The organism is Paraburkholderia sp. BR10923 (assembly GCF_040948765.1).
GTDB lineage: Bacteria > Pseudomonadota > Gammaproteobacteria > Burkholderiales > Burkholderiaceae > Paraburkholderia > Paraburkholderia youngii.
In genome coordinates, this window is sequence record NZ_JBFPKO010000005.1 from 113,334 (window position 1) to 135,240 (window position 21,907).

Here is a 21,907-nt window from a genome sequence, read left to right on the forward strand (position 1 = left end):
GGCCACTGCGCAGCCACCGCGCGAGCGTCGCCGTCGCGCGAAACCGAAGCTGCGTCAATGCGCGCCGGCCGCATCCGGGCCGCCGCCGCCTTTGGCAGGCCGCGTGATCCAGATCAGCGGAATGATCAGCACGAAGATGATCGCCGACACAAAGAAAATGTCGTTCAGGCCCATCATCGCGGCCTGGGTGTTCACGGTGAAATCGAACAGCGCATGCGCCGATTGCGGACTCAGATGCAGCACCGACTCCGTGTTGTCGATCTGCTGCGCGAACAACGGGTTGTCGACCGACGCCTGTTCGGTGAGCCGCACGTGATGCAGGATCGTGCGGTTGTTCCATGCGGTACCCGCGATCGACGTGCCCACCGCGCCGCAGAACACGCGCACGAAATTCGACAGACCCGCCGCCGCCGGAATCCGGCTCTGCGGCTGGCCAGACAGGATGATCGCCGTCAGCGGCACGAAGAACAGCGCCATCGGAATGCCTTGCAGCAGCGTCGGCAGCACGAGGTGCCACGTGTCGACCTCGATCACGTACTTCGAGCGCATGTAGAACACGATCGCGAAGCCGACGAACGCGACCGTCGAGATCACGCGTGCGTCCGAATGCGGCAGCACGCGGCCGAGTATCGGCGCGAGAATGATCGCGAAGATGCCGAGCGGTGCGGTGACGAGACCAGCGTCGATCGATCGGTAGTTCAGATACTCCTGCATCCATTGCGGCAGCAGCACCAGATTGCCGAAAAACACCCCGTATGCAACCGAAATCGCGATCGTGCCGCCGAGGAAATTGCGCTGCTGAAAGAGTCGCAGATCGACGATCGGATGCTCCTCAGTCAGCTCCCAGACGAGGAAAAACGCAAAGCTGATCAGCGCGACGAGGCCGAGAATCGAGATCACCGGCGACGAGAACCAGTCGAGATCCTTGCCCTTGTCGAGCATGATCTGCAGCGACGCGACCCACGTGATCAGCAGGCCGAGACCGACCACGTCGATCGGCGGTCTGCGGGTCGGCGATTCGCGATTGCGGTAGATCATCCACGTGACGCCGGCCGCGAACAGGCCGACCGGGATGTTGATGTAGAAGATCCACGACCAGCTATAACTATCGGTGATCCAGCCGCCGAGCGCCGGACCCGCGATCGGACCGACGGTGGCGGTCATCGCCCACAGCGCGAGCGCGGTCGACGATTTCTCTTTCGGATACGAGCCGAGCAGGATCGCCTGCGACAACGGAATCAGCGGGCCGGCCACGGCGCCCTGGAATACCCGCGCGAGCAGCAGGATCGGCAGCGTCGGCGCGACGCCGCACAGCCAGGACGCAAGCGTGAACGACAGGATCGCGCCGACGAACAGCTTGACCTGGCCGATGCGCTGCGTGAGCCAGCCGGTCAGCGGAATCGCCACTGCGTTGGAGGCCGCGAACACGGTGATCACCCATGTGCCTTCGTCGACCGAGACGCCGAGGTTGCCTGAAATGGTCGGAATCGCGACGTTGGCGATCGACGTATCCAGCACGTTCATGAAGGTGGCGAGCGCCACCGCGATCGTCGCGAGAACCAGCCGGCCGCCTTCGAGAGGCGCGGGCGGCGGCGGTGGCGCGGGGGGCTGAGGCGGCGGCGACGCGGAATCAGACGCGGCGTTGGGCTGGCTCAAACGGTGTTCTCCGGATTGTTTTGCCTCGGACCGCGCGCCACGGCGGCGGCTCCGTCGATGCGCAAAAGCATACCCGCATTCGCCCGCCGGCGTCGGCCACAGCAGCTGCCACAGCAGCGGCCGATGCGGGTCCCGGCGACGCGAACGCGGCACGCGGCGTATGCTCCCGGCTAAGGCTGAACCACCAAGGCCAGAACCACTAAACCACGGAAAAAAGGACACCACCATGAGTTGGCAGCAATTCGAACACGGCCGGCGGCGCGCGCCGCACACGGCACCGCGGAACGCGCCCGCGACGAGCCTCGTCGTGCTGATGCACGGCGTCGGCAGCAACGCGCGCGATCTGATGCCGCTCGCCGATATCTGGAGCGAGGAACTGCCCGGCACGGCGTTCGTGTCGCTCGACGGCACCGACCCGTTCGACGGCGGCTTCGGCGGCCGCCAGTGGTTCAGCCTGCGCGACGTCGACGGGGCGAACCGCGAGGCGCGGGTCGCCGCCGCCTACCCGGCGCTGCGCCGGGTGCTCGATGCCGAGCTCGCGCATTGGCAGTTGTCTTTCGATCGGCTTGCGCTGGTCGGTTTTTCGCAAGGTTCGATCATGGCGCTGCATCACGTCGCGTCGAGCGCGGAGGGCGCGGCGGGCGTCGTCGCGTATTCGGGGCGGCTCGCCTCGCCGATCGTGTCGTCGAACCGCGCGACGCCGCTCACGCTGGTCCACGGCGAGGACGACGAGGTGATCCCGGTGCGCGAACTCGAATTCGCGGCCGACGCTTTCAGCGCCGCCGGCTATCCGGTCGACGCCTACATGCTGCCCGACGTCGGCCACACGATCACCGCCGACGGTGTCGCGCTCGGCCGTGACGCGCTGGAACGCGCGCTGGGCAACCTGTCGCGCGATTGACACAACTCTGATAGAAAGCGGGCCTAAAGATTCTGATGAGCTTGCCGTCATACGGGCAATAGCTTGAAAATCACCCCCGCCGCGCGGGAAGCGCAACGCCCAGCGGGCGTGTCGCGCGGCTTCGGGGACCCGGGGGCGCATTTCCAGACCGCCCAAGAAGGCGGATAACGACACATCAGAGCCTGCATATGGCCAGACCGACGCCGCATTACCCGCTCTTTGAGCGACTGTTCCGCCACTCCGTGGCGGTGGATCTCGGCACGGCCAACACCCTTATCTATACCGACGACGGCGGCGTCGTGCTGAACCAGCCGTCCGTCGTGTGTTTCGAGACGCAGCCCTCGAGCGGGGCGAAACGGATCGCCGCGATCGGCGCCGAGGCGCACCAACTGCTCGGCCGCGCGCCGCGCAATCTCGAAACGGTGCGGCCGATGCGCCACGGCGTCATCGCCAACTTCACCGCCGCCGAACACATGATCAAGCAATTCGTCGACATGGCGCGGCCGCGCTCGCTGTTCAGCCGGCGCGCGGCATTCACGCTGTGCGTGCCGGCTGCGGCGACCCATGTCGAGCGCCGCGCGATCCGCGAAGCGGCCGAGGCGGCCGGAGCGTGGAAGGTCAGCCTGATCGGCGAATCGCTGGCGGCCGCGCTCGGCGCGGGGTTGCCAGTGCGCGATGCGACCGGCTCGATGGTGGTCGACATCGGCGGCGGCACCACCGAGGTCGGCGTGATCGCGCTGGGCGGCACCGCGTATAGCGGCTCGGTGCGCGTCGGCGGCGACAATTTCGATGCCGCGATCATCAGCTACGTGCGCAATCTGTACGGTGTGCTACTTGGCGAGCAGACTGCCGAGCACGTGAAGAGAGCCATCGCCTCGGCCGTGCACGACGTGCCGCTCGAGCAGATCAACGCAACCGGCCGCAGCGTCGACGACGGGCTACCGCGCACGGTGCAGCTTAGCAACCGCGATATTTCGGAGGCGATCGAAGCGCCGCTGAGTCAGGTGATCGGCGCGGTGAAGCGCGGGCTCGAATCGGCCCCCGCCGAACTCATCACGGACATCGCATACAAGGGCATCGTGCTGACCGGTGGCGGCGCGCTGCTCCGCAATCTGGGGCGGCGTTTGAGTGAGGAAACCGGCCTCGACGTGCACGTCGCCGACGAACCGCTGACCTGCGCGGTGCGCGGCGCTGGGGCGGCGGCAGCGGCGGGGTGGGTGGACGAAGCCGGGGGCGAGTGAGTGGTGGGTGGGGGCTTGGTTGTCTGCCGAATTGCATTCCACCCCATTGCATCGCAGGTGCACTAGCGCGACAGTCCCGCGCTTGTGCGAAAGCGCGGCCACGTGATATTGACCCAGACGACAACACTCGCGCGGCCCGATGATGCAAGCATCGGCGCATGCGTATCTGCGAAGTTCACGAAGCAAACGTGCGAGAGTGTGCTCATTGAGCTTGCTCATTGGACCGTTTGGGGGCGGGGCCGCGGCAGTTGCACGCCCATGCGTAACCCAGCGCTCCGGCCATGGCGTAGCCGCGAAGGCCGCATCGTACCGGTTCGTTGCATGACACGACGCGCGATCTACAGCGCCGAAGCGCCCAAGGTAAAAGCCCCGCCGAAGCGGGGCATCTGCTATTTACGTTGCCCCAAGGCTTCCTTGAGCGCTGCACATTTCGGCTTGTCTGAAGTCTCGATATCATCAGGACAGGCGAGCCAACTATAAAACTCTAGTTCTTGTGCTGATATCTTTAAACGGCATTCTGCAATTTGAAAGTCCGTATCCGGCGAATAGTCGTCTCCCCAATCATTGAATGCTTTTCCTAAAATATCGCAATCTGATTTGAGGCGACTTTGCCAAATATTGAAATTACGATCTAGCGCGACTTGCTTTTCACCTTTTGTCAATGGCCTGATTGCCTGATACAAACGCATCGCTCCAGATAACGCCCGATCCGTATCGATGCTGGTGCAAGCCAGAAAGTCGTCGCGCGTCTTTGCCTTAGCGTCGCAGGCAGCGTCAGCAAATGCGGAAATCGAAACGCAACCAATGAGAGTTGCGGCTAAGACGTTAGTGACTCGCATCGTAGATTCCGTCTCTGAACATTTTTGCCTCAGCGTGTCGGCGTTTCAGTAACCCGCCTGGGCGAGCCCCACTCGCACTGGTATATTCCAATAACTTTGCGGGCACTCTGTCATAGTGACCAGTGTTTACCAGTTTCAGCAGACTTTCCTTGGTATGCCCCCGAACGTTATAGACAAAATCGACGAGTGAGTCATATTCGTATTGATAAAGCGGAAGGAGAATCCTTTGATTTATTATGCGCTCTGCAACCTTGATATCCTCACGAATTAGCGCGAAGGCTTGAGGCACCGTGACACCCGCTAACCACGGAGTCTCCGATGCGGAGCCATTGATCGGCCCCATATGTACCAAATGGCCGTATCCGATCGTGGTATTTCCGCCCCGGCCGCCGCCATCATTATCGTAAAGGTGTGCACGAAATGCTTCCCACTGCGCGGTGAACTGAATAAGACTTTCGGTGACGGTCCACGGCTTGCCATGCCTGTCGCAACGCAGGTCAACGCACGAATTCGGGTTTGTGTCTGTTAGAGCGCTTCCAATTGCATCAGGCATTACGCCCCCCGTGACCAATGAAATCTGAACCGATCGGGTCCCGTCTGTACTGTAGCGCCCGGTGCGTTCCTGTGAATCTGCGGTAGATAGCCGACATCAAGCCTCCCTGTGTCCAAGGTACACCGCTAGTTGCTGCCCGTCGCGTGTTCTGTGGCGGGTTGTACGCCCTGCGTGATCGGTAACGCCATGTTTCAGTTCGCCCGACGGGAAACGGACCGTATAGGGCGTCTGTGGAAGCGAACGGCCAGCGCTGTCGCGCAGCGTGAACTGCTGGTCGAAATGCTTCTGTGAGCGTTCGCGACAATTGCACGCCCATGCGTAACCCAGCGCTTCGGCCATGGCGTAGCCGGATTTCATCTTACGGACCCTGTCAAACGGAAAGAACTCGCCGGTTTCGGCGTTCAGGGCCTGTGCGTGGGGCATCGGCGGGAAGTTTGAGTAGATCGAATAGGTGATACGGCAAAGGTCGCATTCTTCCTCGACTGTCCAATCCGTTCCACTGCTTTGCTGTTTCAGTAGCTCCATTGCACTCCTCAAGAGTTTTCAGGTGATACCTCGCGAATTAACCATCGAAGCGGACCACGGTCAATCACATTAATTCGGGATAAGCCCGTTTTGACAACTATTTACGATTTCGTTGATCGCAACGAGACATTAAAATCATCCATCGCCCATTCCGTGCCGCTGTGGTCGCCTGCTAGCTTGGCAGTCCCAATAGCTACTGGAGTTCGGAACGTCGTATCAACGGGATTCGGACGGCGTGCGCGTGGTGCTCAGTGCGCCGCAACTGGCGGCGGTGCTCTCCCGCCAGTCGATCAGCCCCACGGAGATGCTTTCCAACCGTCTATGGGGCGGTTTGCAGGTTGTCGGCGGAGTGCTGGAAATGGTCGGTGCGGGGGCTCTGTGTGTGCTTCCAGAACCGACGATGGAGAGCAAGGCCGGATGTGTTGTGTTCGGCGTGCATGGATCTGATACGGCGGCGGCCGGTCTGCGTCAGATCTGGACGGGCCGGGACACTGCCACGCTGACCCAGCAAGGGACGACGAAGTTGGCCGAGGCGATGAAAGCCAGTCCCGACTTGGCGAACAACATCGGCCTGTCAGTCGATATGGCCGTGCCATTCGGCTTTGCTGGCTCGATCAAAGCAGCACGCGCGGCCAGTGTCACAATGGGCCGGATCAGGCTGATTGAACATGAGGCAAAGATGCTTCGCGGAGTGGGTGGACACACCATCGTGAAGCATGTCGGAAAAGATCAGGCATGGCTCAGGGACCGGCTGAAACGCGAACCCAAAAGAGACGTGGTATCGTCGTTTACGAATCTTGAACAGGCCGAACGCGCCATTTCGGAAACACTGCACGCCCACGCGGCAAAAATCAGGCAATGGGCTCAGGCTGCATCCCCAAACACCACGATCACAGTTACCAAAGTCGTTTCCGGTGACATTGGATACGGAATAGTTAGGGAAACTGGAAAACTTACTCGAAAAAACAAGGTTTTTGTCACGCTGAAGTACGAAGCCTATAATGGAATGCCCTATTACGTCTTTACCGCCTACGTTGATTGAGAAAGAAATGGATTTATCAGAGCGCTATCCTGCGATGGAGCATATATTCACTACATATTTCGGCCAGGACTTCGACCTTTTTGGAAATACCGTCCCGGAAATTATCGCGAGCTACAAAAGAAATGAATCTTACTGGCATCGAAATTTGATCCGAGAATTAGCCTCGTTCAGGAGCGAGCACCCGAACGAGAATGATCTGGAAGCTGCATTCCAAAAATGGTTCCGTCGCGGATTTCGTTACGAGGTAAATGGTTACACGACTGCCTCCTTCCTTGACGAGATACAGCGCCTCCTGAGCGAGTAGTGCATCTGTCGCCGGCGCGTGGACGATTCCATGTCCTCTGGCATGTCTTCACGCGCGGCAATGTTGGCATTTGATGCCATGGCGTCCGCATCGCCCAACTGATGAAGTGTTCTGAACGCGAATAATCAGCGTGTCGCCACGCGTGGGTGGATCGATGCCGCCCGACGCGTCGCCAACGCTTATGTGACAATACACATCGCTTCCCATTTTGATGGACGTCGGTACGCTTATTTCCCACAGCTCTCATTGCCGGCTCCGCACGAATTCGCGTGCCGACGTCGCGCCGCCCTTACACCACCCGTGAATCAATCCGTCTCAGCTTCGTCGCTGTCCTCACCATCCTTCATCGACCTACGTAGCGGCTTGCGCATGCCTTACATCGAGGCCGGCGCTGGCGAACCGCTGCTGTTCGTGCACGGCTCGTTGTGCGACTACCGCTACTGGCAGCCGCAATTGGCCGGTCTGTCGAAGCGCTATCGCTGTGTCGCGGTCAGTCTCACGCATTACTGGCCAGTCACCGATAGCGCGTCGGACCTGCCGTTCAGCTGGAGCAGCCACGCCGATGAAGTGGCGGAGTTCATCGCTGGTTTCGGCGCAGGGCCCGCGCATGTGGTCGGGCATTCGCGCGGCGGTTGTGTCGCCTACCATTGCGCGCGACGCCATCCCGAACACGTGCGTACGCTGACGCTCGCCGATCCGGGCGGACCGCTGCAGATCGCCGGACGTCCGCCCGCGAGCCTGCCGGAGCCGGTCAACGCATTGCGCGCGAAAGCGGCTCAACTGATAGAAAGCGGCGAGGTCGAAGCAGGCTTGCAACTGTTCGTCGATTCGGTGAGCCGTCCCGGCTTCTGGGCGATGAGCACGCCGGGTTTTCGCCGCATGGCGACCGACAACGCGCACACGCTCGCGCGGCAATTCCGCGATCCGCTGCCCGCCTACGTGCCCGAGGACGCGGCCGACCTGCGCTGCCCGGTGCTGCTGATCGATGGCGAGAAAAGTCCCGACATGTTCCACCGCACGGTGACGGCGCTGCAGGGATGGTTGCCCGATGCACGCCGCGAAACGGTACGCGGTGCGTCGCACGGCATGAACCTCGCGCATCCGTCCGCGTTCAATCGTTACGTGGATCAATTCATTCAGGCGGTGAGCGCGCGCTGAGGAAGGGAAGCGAGGATCAACGGCGATCGGCCGGCGCGCGTCGCCGCCGATCGCCCGTTGACTGCATCAAGCCTTGCGATGCGCGTCCTTGTCGAGCGCGCGTTCGGCCGCTTCGCCGACGAGCCCGTGATAGTACAGATGCACGCCGATCGCGAGCGAATCGTTGCGGATCTCGTGGAACACCTTCCACGCCTTCACCGGGTCCGTGAACAGCAGATAGTGCGCTTCCCGCGCGATCAGATCCGCGACTTCATGCAGGCCGTGTCCATGCAGCACGTCGACGAGCGCGTCGAGACTGCGATGGGTGCGCGCGTCGGTGCGCGGATAGAGCATGTGCAGCACCGCGACGTTCTGCGTCTTCAGCGCCGCCGACAACGCGACGACGATGTCCTGATGATTCAGCGCGGTGACCGTGTGGCCTTCGGTATGGACGTGATCCGGAAACAGCGTTTCGAGAGAGGCATTCATTTGTATTCGTCCTGCTTTTCTGTGTGACCAAAAAAGCCCGCTTCGAATCGCGGGCCGCAAGCATCAATGCACACACCGAGTATCGCAGACGGACCCAGCCCGACGCAGTCTGCTGGCAGCAAAACATTGTTGCAGCTGGTGTTCCGACTTTCGAACAACTTTCATCGGCAGCGCGATGCCAGCGCCCCATGCCAACAACCAATGTTGCGCACGCGGAGATGGTCTGTTGCGAGCAATCGACGCAATCAACGACACGCCGGCCCGTAGAATGCGCAGCGGAACCTCAGCATGCCTGTACTGGTTCGAGAGCGCCGAGGTCGCGCCTCGCCGTACGACCGCGATGCATGCCGGAACGACTGCGGTATCAAGCAAAAGGAACACGTAGATGAACTCGAAGTCACACGCCACGCTGAGCTTTTCCGACAGCGACCAGACCATCGATCTGCCGATCTATCAGGGCTCGCTCGGCCCCGACGTCATCGACATCCGCAAGCTGTACGGCCAGACCGGCAAATTCACGTACGACCCGGGCTTCATGTCGACGGCGGCGTGCAACTCCGAAATCACGTATATCGACGGCGACAAGGGCGAGCTGCTGTACCGCGGCTATTCGATCGACAACCTCGCGCAGAACGCCGACTTCCTCGAAACCTGCTACCTGCTGCTGAAGGGCGAATTGCCGAACGCGCAGCAGAAAGCCGAATTCGAGAACACCGTCAAGCAGCACACGATGGTGCACGAGCAGATGCAGTTCTTCTTCCGCGGCTTCCGCCGCGACGCGCATCCGATGGCGATTCTGGTTGCCGCGGTCGGCGCGCTGTCGGCGTTCTACCACGACTCGCTCGACATCACGAGCCAGCAGCATCGCGACCTATCGGCGATCCGCATGATCGCGAAGCTGCCCACGCTGGTCGCGATGGCTTACAAGTACAGCATCGATCAGCCGTTCGTGTATCCGAAGAACGACCTGTCGTACAGCGCGAACTTCATGCGCATGATGTTCGCGAATCCGGCCGAGGAGTACGTGGTCAACGACGTGCTGGTGCGCGCGCTCGACCGTATCCTGATCCTGCACGCGGACCACGAGCAGAACGCGTCGACGTCGACCGTGCGTCTCGCCGGTTCGTCGGGCGCGAATCCGTTCGCGTGTATCGCGGCGGGTATCGCATGCCTGTGGGGCCCGGCGCACGGCGGCGCGAACGAAGCCGCGCTGAACATGCTGGAAGAAATCGGCTCCGTCGACAACATTCCCGAGTTCATCAAGCAGGTGAAGGACAAGAACTCGGGCGTGAAGCTGATGGGCTTCGGCCACCGCGTGTACAAGAACTACGACCCGCGCGCGAAGCTGATGCGCGAAACCTGCCACGAAGTGCTCGAGGAGCTGGGCCTGCACGACGACCCGCTGTTCAAGCTCGCAATGGAACTCGAAAAGATCGCGCTCGAAGACGAATACTTCGTGTCGCGCAAGCTGTACCCGAACGTCGACTTCTACTCGGGTATCGTGCAGCGCGCGCTTGGCATTCCGACGTCGATGTTCACGTGTATCTTCGCGATGGCGCGTACGGTCGGCTGGATCGCGCAGTGGAACGAAATGATCGCCGATCCCGAGCAGAAGATTGGCCGTCCGCGTCAGCTGTTCGTCGGCGAGACGCCGCGCGAGGCGAAACCCATCGCAAAGCGGTAACAGGCCGGATAGACGTCCAACAACGCGTTTAACGACGGTCCCGAACCCACGGCTCAAGAGGCCGTGGGTTTTTTTGCATTCCGCGCATCCCGCCGCCTGCACGTCCTGTGCCACCGAAAACGGCGTCAAAAAATGGCGCAAAAAGCCGAAACTCCTACGCGATAACTTCGTCTGACGCCCTCAGAGCCTCTACAATCGGATGGGCTGGCCAACCAGGGGCGGCCAAGCCGGCCAACCCGGCGGCGAATCCGAGGCGAGACCCGAAGTGCAACTGAAAGCAGCATCGAATTGATAGGAGCGACCTTGAAACAGCAGCCAGAAGCCCTCGGCGGGCTGACCCACTCGGGCGGCGTCGATCATCGCGATCCCGAGCAGGACGGCGTCTTCATCCCGACGGAAAACCTCAACGTCGCGAGCGCCACGCAGCACGTGCTCAAGTCGGGCGACACCTTCATCGTCAACGATCCGCTCGGCGATATCACCGGTCACGACGACGGCCTGTTCGTCAACGACACCCGCGTGATGTCGCAACTGCGGCTGACCTTCGGCGGGCGCGCGCCGTCGCTGCTGTCGGGCAGCGTCAGCAGCGACAACACCACGTTCACCGCGCATCTGACCAACCGCCCGCTGCCGCCGCTCGGCGGCGACAGCACACCCGAAGGCGTGATCCACGTCCAGCGTGTGCGCGTGCTGTCGGGCACCGTGCTCAACGAGGCGATCGAGCTCACGAACTACGGCACGCGCGATGCGACCGTGCCGCTGTCGATTTCGTTTTCCAGCGATTTCCGCGACATGTTCGAAGTGCGCGGCCTGAAGCGCGACAAACAGGGTCGCGTGCAGCCCGCGCGGGTCGAGAATCAGCAGGTGCTGCTCGGCTATGTCGGTCTCGACGACGTCGCGCGCAACGTGCAGATCGCGTTCTCCCCGCAGCCGGACACGCTGTTCGCCGACCGCGCCGACTACACCGTCAAGCTGCCCGCGCAGGCATGCGTGTCGATCTATCTGTCGGTGGCCGTGCACGTCGTGCCGATGAGCAGCAGGCCCGGCGCCGACGTGTCGCAGCCCGTGCACGCGCTGAGCGAAGCGCATATGTCGCAGATCGACGCGGAACGCCCGCGCGTCGGCCGTGCGGCGGTGCGCGCGGCGCTGGTGGATGCCCACCTGGTGATGCGCGAGCGACGCCGCGCGAGCGCGCGCGTGCGTACGAGCAACCCGCTGTTCAACGCATGGATCGACCGTTCGTTCGCCGACCTCGAACTGCTGACGACGGATCTCGCGACCGGCCCGTACCCGTACGCGGGCATCCCATGGTTTTCGACCCCGTTCGGCCGCGACGCGGTGATCACGTCGCTGCAAACGCTGTGGCTGCAGCCGCATCTCGCGGCCGGCGTGCTGCGCTTTCTCGCCGAGCATCAGGCGCGCGAGAACTCGCCGTTTCGCGACGCCGCGCCGGGCAAGATCATGCACGAGATGCGCAAGGGCGAAATGGCCGCGGCCGGCGAAGTGCCGTTCGCGCTGTACTACGGCGGTGTCGACACTACGCCGCTGTTCATCGTGCTGGCCGGCGCCTACGCGGCCCGCACTGGCGACGTCGCGTTGATCGATGAATTGTGGCCCGCGCTCGAGCGCGCGGCGCAGTGGGTCGCGGGCGTATGCGACAAGAACCGGCACGGACTGCTCGACTACCAGCGCGAATCGGATGGCGGCCTCGCGAATCAGGGCTGGAAAGATAGTCACGACTCGGTGTTTCATGCGGACGGGCGCTTCCCCGACGGCCCGATCGCGCTCGTCGAAGTGCAGGCCTATGCGAGCGCCGCGTTCGACACGATGGCGCGCTTCGCGAAGCTGCGCGGTCTGCGCGACGCGGCCGCGCAGTATGCGGAGCGCGCGAAGAAGATCCGTCGCTGCGTCGAAGAAAAGTACTGGATGGACGAGGTCGGCTTTTACGGCATCGCGCTCGACGGTCATGGCGAGCTGTGTCGCGTGATGGCATCGAACGCGGGGCATCTGCTGGCGTTCGGCCTGCCCACGCGCGAGCGCGGCGAAGCGTTGGTGCGCGCGCTCGACTCGACGCTGTTTCATACCGGCTGGGGCGTGCGCACGCTGGCGGCGAGCCAGGCGCGCTTCAATCCGATGGCGTATCACAACGGCTCGGTTTGGCCGCATGACAACGCGCTATGCGCGCGCGGGCTGTCGCGCTATGGCGCCAAGGGGTCGGCCGTGAAACTGCTGCAGGCGCTGTTCGAGGCCGCGGTCAATTTCGACATGCGCTTGCCGGAACTGTTCTGCGGCTTCCCGCGACGCCGCGGCGAGCCGCCCACGGCCTATCCGGTCGCGTGTTTGCCGCAGGCATGGGCGGCCGGTTCGCCGTTCATGATGCTCGAGGCGTGTCTGGGCATCACGATCGACGCCGAGCGCCGCGAAGTGCTGATCGAACAGCCGATGCTTCCCGAAGGTATCGACTGGCTCGAGGTCAGCGATCTGCGGGTCGGGGATTCGTCGGTGTCGATCACGTTCCGCCGGATCGGCGAGAAGGTGGTGGCGTCGGCGGAGCAGGGCGATGTGAGGGTGGTGGCGCTGCTTTGACGCCGCCGACCGTCGCGGGCATCGATGTCGGCGGGGACCGGAAGGGCAACCATCTGGTCATCCTGCGCGGCACTCGGATATTGTGCAAACTCGGCAACGCGACCGCCGAACAGATGCTCGAGCGGTGTCGCGCGCACGAGGTGGCGGCGGTCGGCATCGATGCGCCGTGTCGTTGGCGAACGGGCGCCGCGGGAAGGCTTGCCGAGAAGGCACTCGCGCGGCAGCGCATCTTTTCGTTTGCGACACCGGCTCGCGAACTGGCGATGGCCAGCAAAAGCGGCTTCTATGCATGGATGTTCAACGGCGAGCGCGTCTACGACGCATTCGCCGCGCACTTTGCGCTTTTCGGGGGCGGCAAAGAAATCACGGGTCGCGTGTGCTTCGAAACGTTTCCTCACGCGATCACGTGCGCTTTTCTCGGGACGGACGTCGCATCCGCGAAGCAAAAGGGCCCGCAGCGCCGGGCTATTCTCGAACGGGAAGGCATCGCGACTGCACCGCTGACATCGATCGACCATGTCGACGCGGCCCTATGCGCGTTGGCGGCACGTTATCTGCTGGAAGGCAGAGTCGATACATACGGTGACGAGTCGGGCGGATTCATCGTGGTGCCTGGACTTTGACGCTCACATTCTCGGAGGACGGGTGCACCTGGCACGACGTATTGGAGTATTGCTGCTATCCCTGGCGGCGTTGGGTTCGACCGCGGCGTCGGCGAACGACATTCAGTGTGCAACCACACAGCAGCCCGCTGAGCGCGTCATTTGCGATCACGCGATCCTGAACAACGAGTACGACGACATCTTCGCGCAACAACAGGCACTGCTCGGCAGCGGCAAACTGTCGTCCGCGCAGCTGGCGCAGTGGCGTCACGCGCGCAACGCGTGTATCGACGTGCACTGCGTGGATGGCGTATTCGACAAGTGGAAGACCATGGCGCGAGCGCTCGAAGCCGGTCCTCAGGCGGCCGCATCTGTCGTGGTGCCTTCGCAAACCACGCTGGCGCCTGTCGGACCCAATCCGCAAGCGCCTGCTGTCGCGTCCGCGGCTGAAGTGCCGCAGGCGTCCCCGGCCTCGCCGACATCGGAGGCTTCTCTGGTACGTCAAGGTAGTGCCGCCGGTGTGGCGCTTCCGCAACCGGTCGCGCCAGTGGCTTCAGCGCCGGTGGCTGCCTCCGCGGCGCCCAGTGCGACCAGCAGCATGACCGGTCTGCCCGGCATGGGGGGCGGCCTGATCGTGGTCCTGCTGGTTGCGCTCGGGGCCGGTGTGTACTTCGCGCTTCGGAACCGGAGGAGCGCTTGAGCCGATTATCGGACGAGGAAACCGTAAGTTAGCGGGTCACGCTCGTCCACGATCCAGGTAGCGAAGCCGCAAACATGGGCGCTGCCCTCGACCTCGGGGATGACCGCCTTGAAGTCGCCGACGGTCGTCTCGCTGAGTACGCGCCCCTTGAAGACAGTACCGATGATGGACTCGTTGACGAGCGTCTCGTTCATGGCCAGTTCGCCGCGCAGATAGAGCTGCGCGACGCGCCCGCCCGTCCCTGAGCCGGTGGGCGAACGGTCCACCTCACGGTCGGCGAACACGCAACAATTGGCTTGCGTGGAGCCTTCGTGCCGCGGCGCATTGGCAATGATGGTGCCGTAGATGTGGTTGATTTCCGGGATGTCGGGATGCTCAACCGGGTAAGCGTGATTTGCGGCTTGTTTTACCTCGGCGCCAAACCTGATGAGTTCCTCGACTGAAGACTCGCGGACCGCGAGGCCGTGCGGTGCACCGTCCGTATAGAAGTAGAAGGCACCACCGAACGCGATGTCACCCCTGACCGTGCCAAACGACGGCGTCTGAACCGTGACATCCGCTTCCCAGATGAACGATGGAACGTTCACGAAACGTACGTTGCCGGCGTGTTCACCATCCCATTGCACGAAGGCCTCGATGAAACCACAAGGAGCGTCGATGCCAATGCGGGTCTCGGGAATCTGGCGCTGAACCCACCCCAACTCGACCGCCGCGGTGGACAGCGCGATCACGCCGTGCCCGCAGTGGTCGCTATAACCCTCGTTGTGGACGAAGATGATCCCGAAGTCTGCCGTGGGGCTAACGGGTTCGGTCAGGTATCCGCCGTACATGTCCGCATGACCACGCGGTTCGAACATCAGCGTACGAATTTCGTCGGCGTTTTCTTTCAGCCAAGCGCGACGCTTGACGATGGTGTCGCCGGGAAGACGAGGCAGCCCGCTCGTCACGATACGGAATGCTTCGCCGCCGGTGTGAACCTCGACTGTTGAAATTGTGCGGGTGATTTTCATGGGTGCTTTGGGGTTGCTCGATTGAACGTCACTGCCCGTACGGCACCGGAAGGCCGTTTCTGATCACATAGACGGTCGTGGGTGCGCCCTTCAGATCGCCGTTTTCATCGAACGAGTAGGTGCCTGCCACGCCCTTGTAGTCGGTCTTTGCCAACTGGGCGGTCAGCTTTGCCTTGTCGGTCGTGGTGCCTGCTTTGACCATCGCATCGGCCAGCAGTTTTACGCCGTCGTAATAGCTGACCGCATAGACCTGCGTGTCGGTGTTGAAGGCGGTCTTGTATTTCTGCAGAAACTCACGGCCGGCTGGGGTCTTGTCGAGCGCAATGCCGCCCTGGGCGCAATACACGATGGAGGCCGCGTCACCGGCGACCTTACCCATATCGGCCGAGCAAATGCCATCGCCGCCAAGCAGCTTGGCACGCAGTCCGCGTGCGCGCATCTGCTTGGCCATCGGCGCGCCCTGAGCAGCGTATCCGCCGAAAAAAGACGACATCCGGATTCTTGGCCTTGATGCTGGTCAGAATGCCGAGGAAGTCAGTCGCCGACGAGTTCGTGAACTGTTGGTCCACGATCTGAATTCCGTTTGCCTTGGCCTCTTTGATGAACTGCTCGGCCACGCCTTGCCCATAGGCCGTGCGGTCGTCGATCACCGCGGCGGTCTTGGCCTTCAATGTCTTGGCCGCAAACTGGCCCATCGTCCCGCCTAGCTGCTCGTCGCTCGCGCCGATACGGAAGATGTTCTTGAAGCCTTGCTTCGTCAGCGCCGGATTGGACGCAACCGGCAGCATCGGTACGCCACCCGCGTTATAGACGCGCGATGCCGGAATCGCCACGCCCGAGTTGTACGGGCCCAGCACGGCGATCACGCCGCTGTCGACGAGTTTCTGCGCGACCTGAACGCCGATCTTCGGGTCTGCCTGATCGTCTTCGGAGTCCAGCTTGAACGTTACCTTCTGGCCAGCAACCGTGACACCGCTCTTGTTGAGTTCGTCGATAGCGAGGCGGGCGCCGTTCTCGTTGTCCTTTCCGTTCGGCGCCTGCGGGCCCGTGAGTGGAGCTGAGTGACCGAAGGTGACCACCGATTGAGCGTTGACGAATGCGGAGATGCCGGCGGCTGTCAGGACAGCCATTGTTATGACGAGGGGGCGCATAAAGTCTCCAGGTGTTGGACCGGTTGATCAGATTAGCTCCGCTTCGGCGTGGGATCGCATTCGGGAAAACGCCAGGGTTTGCGAAGAGAAATGACGCTGTCGCTTCGCTGCTGCATTAGAGTTCTGGTTCCGGCAGTTGCTCAATCCATTGTGATTTTCATCATGGACATCTGACAGGAGGGAGTCGTGAAACTGACCGATTTCGAGGCACTGACTTTTGACTGCTACGGCACCTTGATCGACTGGGAGAGTGGCATCCTTGAAGCCCTGCAGCCTCTGCTGGAGCGAGCCAGGACGCCGCTCACGCGCGACCAGGTTCTGGAAGCCCACGCTCGCCACGAGTCGTCGCAGCAGATATTCACGCCCGCGAAGCGCTATCAGGAACTGCTGTCCATCGTGTATAAGCGCATGGCAGAGGAATGGGGCCTCCCCTACACCCACGAGGAATGCGTGGCGTACGGTCGCTCGATCAGAAACTGGCCAGCATTCCCCGATTCGGCGGCCGCGCTGCAATATCTGAAGCAGCACTACAAGCTGGTCATCCTGTCGAACATCGACAACGAAAGTTTCACCTACAGCAACGCGAGGCTGCAGGTTGGGTTCGATGCGATCATCACGGCGGAGGACGTCGGCTCCTACAAGCCGTCGCTGCGCAACTTCGAGTACATGCTTCAGAAGCTCGATCAGCGGGGCATCAGGAAGGGAAAAATCCTTCACACCGCAGAAAGCCTTTTTCATGACCACAAGCCCGCAAACGAGTTCGGGCTGGCGTCGTGCTGGATTTGCCGTCGTCATTCGCAGCCGGGCTTCGGCGCGACGATGGACCCGGGCTCGCAGCCGAACCTCGACTTCCGCTTCAACAGCATGGCTGACTTCGTCGACGCGCATCGGGAAGCGCTGGTGGAGTGAGCTTACGGGTGATCGGAACAAACTCTTCGCGGCTGGAAGCCGCCGCCAGGGAACTCGGCGGCGCCGCGCTTGCGCTGTCTGCGGACTTGCGCGATCCCGCCGACGTCGGCCGCGCAATCTGGAGTCACTGAAGGGCGCCAGAGCGTCTTCGCGCCGTTGAAACACTGCTACCCGGTGGTAACATTTGTTGTCATCTCTTACCCCGGCGCCGCGCCACCTCAACATGCCAGACAGCTTCGATCAGCTCGTCGCCCTGATCCGGGCGCGCTTCCCCGAACTGAGTCCGCAGTTCCAGATGGGGGCGGGCTTCCTACTCGATCATCCGGACGAGGTCGCGGTGTCGTCGATGCGCAAGGTGGCCGAGCGCGCGCAGGTGCAGCCGGCGTCGCTGGTGCGGCTGTCGCAGCAACTGGGCTTTCCCGGTTGGAACGAATTGCGCGATCTGTTCGTCGCGCGCGTGCGCACGCGGCCGGAGCCGTTGACGAGCCGGGCGCGCTCGATGGTCAAATCGAAAGATGCGCTCGCGAACGACCTGCTCGTCGCGCAACAGCACAATCTCGAAACGACCGCCGCGCATAACGGTCGCGTGATCGTCGAGGCCGCGCGGGTATTGCGGCGCGCGCCGCACGTTCACGTGGCGGGCTTCCGCTCGTGCTATCCGGTGGCGTTCGGCCTCGTCTATGGCTACCGGCTGTTTCGGCCGTCGGTATCGCTGCTCAACGGCGAGGCCGGCACGCTCGAAATGCAGCTGCGCACGATCGAGCGCGACAGCGCGACCATCGTCATCAGCTTCGCGCCGTATTCGGTCGAAGCCGCGCGCGTCGCCGAAGCCGCGCTCGAAAAAGGCAGCAAGCTGATCGCCATCACCGACAGCGCGGTGTCGCCGATCGCGCTGAACGCCGACAAGGTGCTGATCTTCTCGCACGAAAGCCCGTCGTTCTTTCCGTCGCTGGTGGCCGCCACCGCGATCACCGAAGCGCTGGTCGCGCATCTGCTCGCGCTCGAAGGCGCGGATGCGCTCGAGCAGCTCGCGCTCGCCGAACAATCGCTGCATGCGAAGGGCGCGTACGTGCCTTGAACGATTGCGTGAGGGCACGCCGCGCTCCAGCCGGTGCCGTCCAACAACGTTTGACAACAAATGTTGTATAGGCGTATAAATACGTACCGATTGTTGAATATCGGTGCGGCCCGTGGCGTCGATGCAGCGACGATCCGCACGATTCCGACGACGAAAACACCTTAGGGACCGTGCTGTTCGGCAGTGCGGGCGTGTCGATGAGGCGTATCGCCAGCGGCAATGCGTGTTCGACACTTTCATCGCGTGAGCGACGCCCGAGCCGGCCTGCGTCTCAGTCCGCACCTCCATCAGCAGGAGCTGAACATCATGACCAACGTTTTTCATCGTTCTCCGAAGCAGTCCTTGCCGGTGGCCGTCGCGGGCGACGGCATCGAAATCATCGACTCCACGGGCAAGCGCTATATCGACGCGTCGGGCGGCGCCGCCGTGTCGTGCCTCGGCCACAGCAACCAGCGCGTGATCGACGCGATCAAGCGGCAGGCGCAACAGCTGCCGTACGCGCACACGTCGTTCTTCACGACGGAGCCGGCCGAGGAACTGGCCGACCGGCTCGTGGCGAGCGCGCCGGCCGGACTCGAGCACGTGTACTTCGTGTCGGGCGGCTCGGAGGCGATCGAGGCGGCGCTGAAGCTCGCGCGTCAGTATTTCGTCGAGAAGGGCGAGACGCAGCGGCGTCATTTCATCGCGCGTCGGCAGAGCTATCACGGCAACACGCTCGGCGCGCTCGCGATTGGCGGCAATGCATGGCGCCGCGAGCCGTTCCTGCCGATCCTGATCGAAGCGCATCACGTGAGCCCGTGCTACGCGTATCGCGAACAGCGCGCGGACGAAACCGAAGAAGCGTTCGCGCAGCGTCTGGCCGATGAACTCGAGCAGAAGATTCTCGAACTCGGCGCGGACACGGTCGCCGCATTCGTCGCGGAAACGGTGGTCGGCGCCACGGCGGGCGCGGTGCCGCCGGTGCGCGAATACTTCCGCAAGATCCGCGCGGTGTGCGACCGCTACGGCGTGCTGCTGATTCTCGACGAGATCATGTCGGGCATGGGCCGCACCGGTTATCTGTTCGCGTGCGACGAAGACGGCGTGGCGCCGGATATGCTGACCATCGCCAAGGGCCTTGGCGCGGGTTATCAGCCGATCGGCGCGACTCTGGTCAGCGACCGCATCTATCAGACGATCGTCGGCGGCTCCGGCTTCTTTCAGCATGGCCATACCTATATCGGCCATGCGACCGCGTGCGCGGCCGCGCTCGAAGTGCAGCGCGTGATCGCGGAAGACAATCTGCTGGCGAACGTGCAGGCGCGTGGCGAGCAGTTGCGCGGCCGGCTGCGCGAGCTCTATGCGCAGCACCCGCATATCGGCGACGTGCGCGGGCGCGGCTTGTTCGTCGGCGTCGAACTCGTGAAGGATCGCGGTACCAAAGAGCCGTTCGACGCCAAACTGAAACTGCACGCAACGATCAAACGCGAAGCGTTCGCGCGCGGCCTGATGGTGTATCCGATGGGCGGCACCGTCGACGGCAAGAGCGGCGACCACGTGCTGATCGCGCCGCCGTTCATCTGCACGGAGCGCGACATCGACGTGATCGTCAGCCGCCTCGACGATGCGATCGGCGCGTCGCTCGCCGCCGTCTAAGCTGTTCCGAACCATTGCCCTTAGCGAGAACCATGATGACCGAGCGCTTGCCTCACTTCGAGATGTCCACCGCCACGCCCGAGCAGAAGGCGGTGCTCGACGAAATCCTGTCCGGCCCGCGCGGCAACCTGAACGGGCCGTTCCTCGGCTGGATCCATAGCCCGGGACTTGCGCAGCACGCGCAACGCCTCGGCGCGTTTTGCCGCTACCAGACCGGGCTGCCGCTGCGGCTGTCGGAACTCGCGATTCTGGTCACCGCTTCGCGCTGGCAGGCCCAGGCGGAGTGGCACATCCACTATCCGATCGCGCTGCAGGCGGGCGTGGCCGCTGCGGACGCCGAGACGATCCGCCAGGGGCGCCGCCCCGAGTTCGCCGATGCCGACGACGCACTGATCTACGACTTCGCAAGCGAACTGTATGAGACCAGGCGCGTATCGGACACGACGTATGGGCAGGCGGTCCGGCGGTTCGGGCATCAGGTCGTGATCAACCTGGTCGGCCTGCTCGGCTACTACGCGCTGGTCGCGATGACGCTGAACGTGTTCGACATGCGCGCAGTGGGACAGCAAAGCCTGCCGTTTCCCGAATAGCGTTTTTACCAACGAGCGGCCGCGCAGCAGCGCCGCTCGCGCCAACGAAAAAAAGCCCCGGTTGCCGAACTTCGCAACCGGGGCTTTTTACTGCGTGCTGCGTTAACTGCCAGCGTGCTCAGTTATCACGCTTAGTTAAGACGCTTGGTTACCACCTTTTAGTTACCGCGATACGTCGAAAACAGACGTTGCTGCACCGTCGCCGGCGCGCCTGCTTCCGACGAACTGGCCTTCGCGCCGCCGACATCCTGCGTACCCTCCGCCGAAGCGGTGACGATCGTCGAGTCCTGCGGCACGGTCTTCGGATACGTGGTGTCGTTCTGGTTCAGAAGGCCCGCTTTTTGCGCGGCTACGAGTTCGGCGCGCACCTGAGCGCGCGTGATCGGACCGTTTGCCTGCTGGGCGAACGACACCGCCGGAACGATAAGAGCGGATGCGACGACAACGGCGGAAAGAAGCGATTTCATAACGACCTCCAATTGATTGTGTGGTGAACCGGTTTGAATTGCATTTCCCGATCCGTTGAACGCAGTCTATTTCTTGCGAGGTCGGCAAAAAAGCGGCTTTCTGGTGAAATATTGTTGCGGGTTTTGAGATAGTAAAAAGGGCGTTTTTCCGCGCCGAAACACGGAAGCACCTATGATGAAATCCGGTCCACGCCCGCGCCTGCAAGCCGCGCGGCACCTGCGACCGATGCCCAGGCGCGGACACATCCGGGCGGACCGCCGCGGCGGGCATCATCTTCGGTCGAGCAGCGTGCGCGGCAAGGCATAAACAGGAGAGAGCAATGAAGCGCAAGGCATCGGCAGTCTGGCAAGGCGGCCTGCAGAACGGCAAGGGCTCGATTTCCACCGACAGCGGCGTCCTGAAGGACACCCAATACTCGTTCGCGACGCGCTTCGCGGACGGCATCGGCACGAATCCGGAAGAGCTGATCGCGGCTGCGCATGCGGGGTGTTTCTCGATGGCGTTGTCGGCGGAGCTGGGCAAGGCCAACATCACGCCGGAGCGGATCGGCACCACGGCCACCGTCACGCTCGACAAGGACGGCGGCGGCTTCACGATCACCGCGGTGCATCTCGACGTCACCGTAAAGATTCCGGGCGCAGACAAGGCCGCGTTCGACAAGGCCACGGCGGACGCGAAGGCCGGTTGCCCGGTGTCGAAGGTACTGAATGCAACGATTACGATGGATGCGAAGCTGGAGACCTGAGCCTTTGCTGTCACTTCCAGCGCAACGAAGCCGGCGAAGGGCGATGCCCGCCGCCGGCTTTT

At 62.7% G+C, this 21,907-nt stretch carries 21 protein-coding genes and 1 pseudogene; 14 read left to right on the forward strand and 8 right to left on the reverse strand.

Translation table 11 applies throughout. The features are described from left to right. Positions 1–54: 54 nt before the first annotated feature. Positions 55–1,656, reverse strand: coding sequence for a DHA2 family efflux MFS transporter permease subunit (locus tag AB3X94_RS11330; protein ID WP_368611556.1), 1,602 nt, complete (start codon positions 1,654–1,656; stop codon positions 55–57). 226 nt (positions 1,657–1,882) lie between these two features. On the opposite strand from AB3X94_RS11330, the gene AB3X94_RS11335 reads away from it, so the two are divergent. Together AB3X94_RS11335 and AB3X94_RS11340 are read left to right on the forward strand one after the other, a co-directional pair. Then, positions 1,883–2,557 carry an alpha/beta hydrolase gene (locus AB3X94_RS11335; RefSeq protein ID WP_368611557.1) on the forward strand — a complete coding sequence of 225 codons (675 nt, stop codon included), beginning with the start codon at positions 1,883–1,885 and terminating at the stop codon, positions 2,555–2,557. A gap of 188 nt (positions 2,558–2,745) precedes the next feature. Further along, positions 2,746–3,798, forward strand: coding sequence for a rod shape-determining protein (locus tag AB3X94_RS11340; protein WP_368611558.1), 1,053 nt, complete (start codon positions 2,746–2,748; stop codon positions 3,796–3,798). A gap of 389 nt (positions 3,799–4,187) precedes the next feature. Here AB3X94_RS11340 and AB3X94_RS11345 read toward each other — a convergent pair whose 3' ends face one another. The 3 genes from AB3X94_RS11345 to AB3X94_RS11355 all read right to left on the reverse strand — a co-directional run bounded on the left by AB3X94_RS11345 (position 4,188) and on the right by AB3X94_RS11355 (position 5,715). Beyond that, a complete protein-coding gene (locus tag AB3X94_RS11345; RefSeq protein WP_368611559.1) occupies positions 4,188–4,637 on the reverse strand; it encodes a hypothetical protein in 450 nt (149 codons plus the stop codon). After that, positions 4,624–5,190: a lysozyme gene (locus AB3X94_RS11350; RefSeq protein ID WP_368596103.1), complete on the reverse strand. Its 567-nt coding sequence runs from the start codon at positions 5,188–5,190 to the stop codon at positions 4,624–4,626. Before AB3X94_RS11350 ends, AB3X94_RS11345 begins: the two co-directional genes overlap by 14 nt. 96 nt (positions 5,191–5,286) lie before the next feature. Further along, positions 5,287–5,715, reverse strand: a complete 429-nt coding sequence (locus AB3X94_RS11355; RefSeq protein WP_368611560.1) for a hypothetical protein — start codon at positions 5,713–5,715, stop codon at positions 5,287–5,289. A gap of 235 nt (positions 5,716–5,950) precedes the next feature. On the opposite strand from AB3X94_RS11355, the gene AB3X94_RS11360 reads away from it, so the two are divergent. From AB3X94_RS11360 to AB3X94_RS11370, 3 genes are all read left to right on the forward strand, one after another. Continuing rightward, complete coding sequence (locus AB3X94_RS11360; RefSeq protein ID WP_368611561.1) at positions 5,951–6,757, forward strand: RNase A-like domain-containing protein; 807 nt, start codon at positions 5,951–5,953, stop codon at positions 6,755–6,757. A gap of 7 nt (positions 6,758–6,764) precedes the next feature. Beyond that, entirely contained in the window at positions 6,765–7,061 is a 297-nt protein-coding gene (locus tag AB3X94_RS11365) for a contact-dependent growth inhibition system immunity protein (protein ID WP_368611562.1), read from the forward strand. A gap of 369 nt (positions 7,062–7,430) precedes the next feature. Continuing rightward, entirely contained in the window at positions 7,431–8,219 is a 789-nt protein-coding gene (locus AB3X94_RS11370; RefSeq protein WP_368611563.1) for an alpha/beta fold hydrolase, read from the forward strand. Between the two features lie 66 nt (positions 8,220–8,285). Here AB3X94_RS11370 and AB3X94_RS11375 read toward each other — a convergent pair whose 3' ends face one another. Further along, positions 8,286–8,687, reverse strand: coding sequence for a hypothetical protein (locus AB3X94_RS11375; RefSeq protein WP_176106175.1), 402 nt, complete (start codon positions 8,685–8,687; stop codon positions 8,286–8,288). Between the two features lie 385 nt (positions 8,688–9,072). Between AB3X94_RS11375 and gltA the strand changes: the two genes are divergently transcribed. From gltA to AB3X94_RS11395, 4 genes are all read left to right on the forward strand, one after another. Further along, entirely contained in the window at positions 9,073–10,371 is a 1,299-nt protein-coding gene (gene gltA / locus AB3X94_RS11380; protein WP_368611564.1) for a citrate synthase, read from the forward strand. Between the two features lie 303 nt (positions 10,372–10,674). Beyond that, entirely contained in the window at positions 10,675–12,957 is a 2,283-nt protein-coding gene (locus AB3X94_RS11385) for a glycogen debranching N-terminal domain-containing protein (RefSeq protein ID WP_368611565.1), read from the forward strand. Continuing rightward, positions 12,954–13,580, forward strand: a complete 627-nt coding sequence (locus AB3X94_RS11390) for a DUF429 domain-containing protein (protein WP_368590026.1) — start codon at positions 12,954–12,956, stop codon at positions 13,578–13,580. Before AB3X94_RS11385 ends, AB3X94_RS11390 begins: the two co-directional genes overlap by 4 nt. A gap of 22 nt (positions 13,581–13,602) precedes the next feature. Continuing rightward, entirely contained in the window at positions 13,603–14,259 is a 657-nt protein-coding gene (locus AB3X94_RS11395; RefSeq protein ID WP_368611566.1) for a hypothetical protein, read from the forward strand. A gap of 5 nt (positions 14,260–14,264) precedes the next feature. Here AB3X94_RS11395 and lhpH read toward each other — a convergent pair whose 3' ends face one another. Together lhpH and AB3X94_RS11405 are read right to left on the reverse strand one after the other, a co-directional pair. Continuing rightward, positions 14,265–15,269: a trans-3-hydroxy-L-proline dehydratase gene (lhpH, locus tag AB3X94_RS11400; protein WP_368611567.1), complete on the reverse strand. Its 1,005-nt coding sequence runs from the start codon at positions 15,267–15,269 to the stop codon at positions 14,265–14,267. A 28-nt stretch (positions 15,270–15,297) separates the two neighbouring features. Then, positions 15,298–16,420: pseudogene (locus AB3X94_RS11405) on the reverse strand (branched-chain amino acid ABC transporter substrate-binding protein). A gap of 186 nt (positions 16,421–16,606) precedes the next feature. Between AB3X94_RS11405 and AB3X94_RS11410 the strand changes: the two are divergent. The 4 genes from AB3X94_RS11410 (at position 16,607) to AB3X94_RS11425 (ending at position 20,632) form a co-directional block, all read left to right on the forward strand. Next, a complete protein-coding gene (locus tag AB3X94_RS11410; RefSeq protein WP_368611568.1) occupies positions 16,607–17,329 on the forward strand; it encodes a haloacid dehalogenase type II in 723 nt (240 codons plus the stop codon). Positions 17,330–17,552: 223 nt separating this feature from the next. Further along, the gene (locus AB3X94_RS11415; RefSeq protein ID WP_176123833.1) at positions 17,553–18,407 is read left to right on the forward strand and encodes a MurR/RpiR family transcriptional regulator; all 855 of its coding nucleotides are present in this window, start codon (positions 17,553–17,555) and stop codon (positions 18,405–18,407) included. A 306-nt stretch (positions 18,408–18,713) separates the two neighbouring features. Further along, positions 18,714–20,042, forward strand: coding sequence for an aspartate aminotransferase family protein (locus AB3X94_RS11420; protein WP_368611569.1), 1,329 nt, complete (start codon positions 18,714–18,716; stop codon positions 20,040–20,042). Positions 20,043–20,077: 35 nt separating this feature from the next. After that, positions 20,078–20,632, forward strand: coding sequence for a carboxymuconolactone decarboxylase family protein (locus AB3X94_RS11425; RefSeq protein WP_368611705.1), 555 nt, complete (start codon positions 20,078–20,080; stop codon positions 20,630–20,632). 158 nt (positions 20,633–20,790) lie between these two features. Here the strand turns inward: AB3X94_RS11425 and AB3X94_RS11430 are convergent, their stop codons facing one another. Further along, on the reverse strand, positions 20,791–21,099 hold the full coding sequence (locus AB3X94_RS11430) for a DUF4148 domain-containing protein (protein WP_368611570.1): 309 nt from the start codon (positions 21,097–21,099) through the stop codon (positions 20,791–20,793). Between the two features lie 320 nt (positions 21,100–21,419). Here AB3X94_RS11430 and AB3X94_RS11435 point away from each other — a divergent pair, with 320 nt between their 5' ends. Continuing rightward, positions 21,420–21,845 (forward strand): OsmC family protein, encoded by a 426-nt coding sequence (locus AB3X94_RS11435; RefSeq protein WP_176106089.1) that lies wholly within the window; start codon positions 21,420–21,422, stop codon positions 21,843–21,845. The last annotated feature ends 62 nt before the right edge of the window (positions 21,846–21,907 follow it).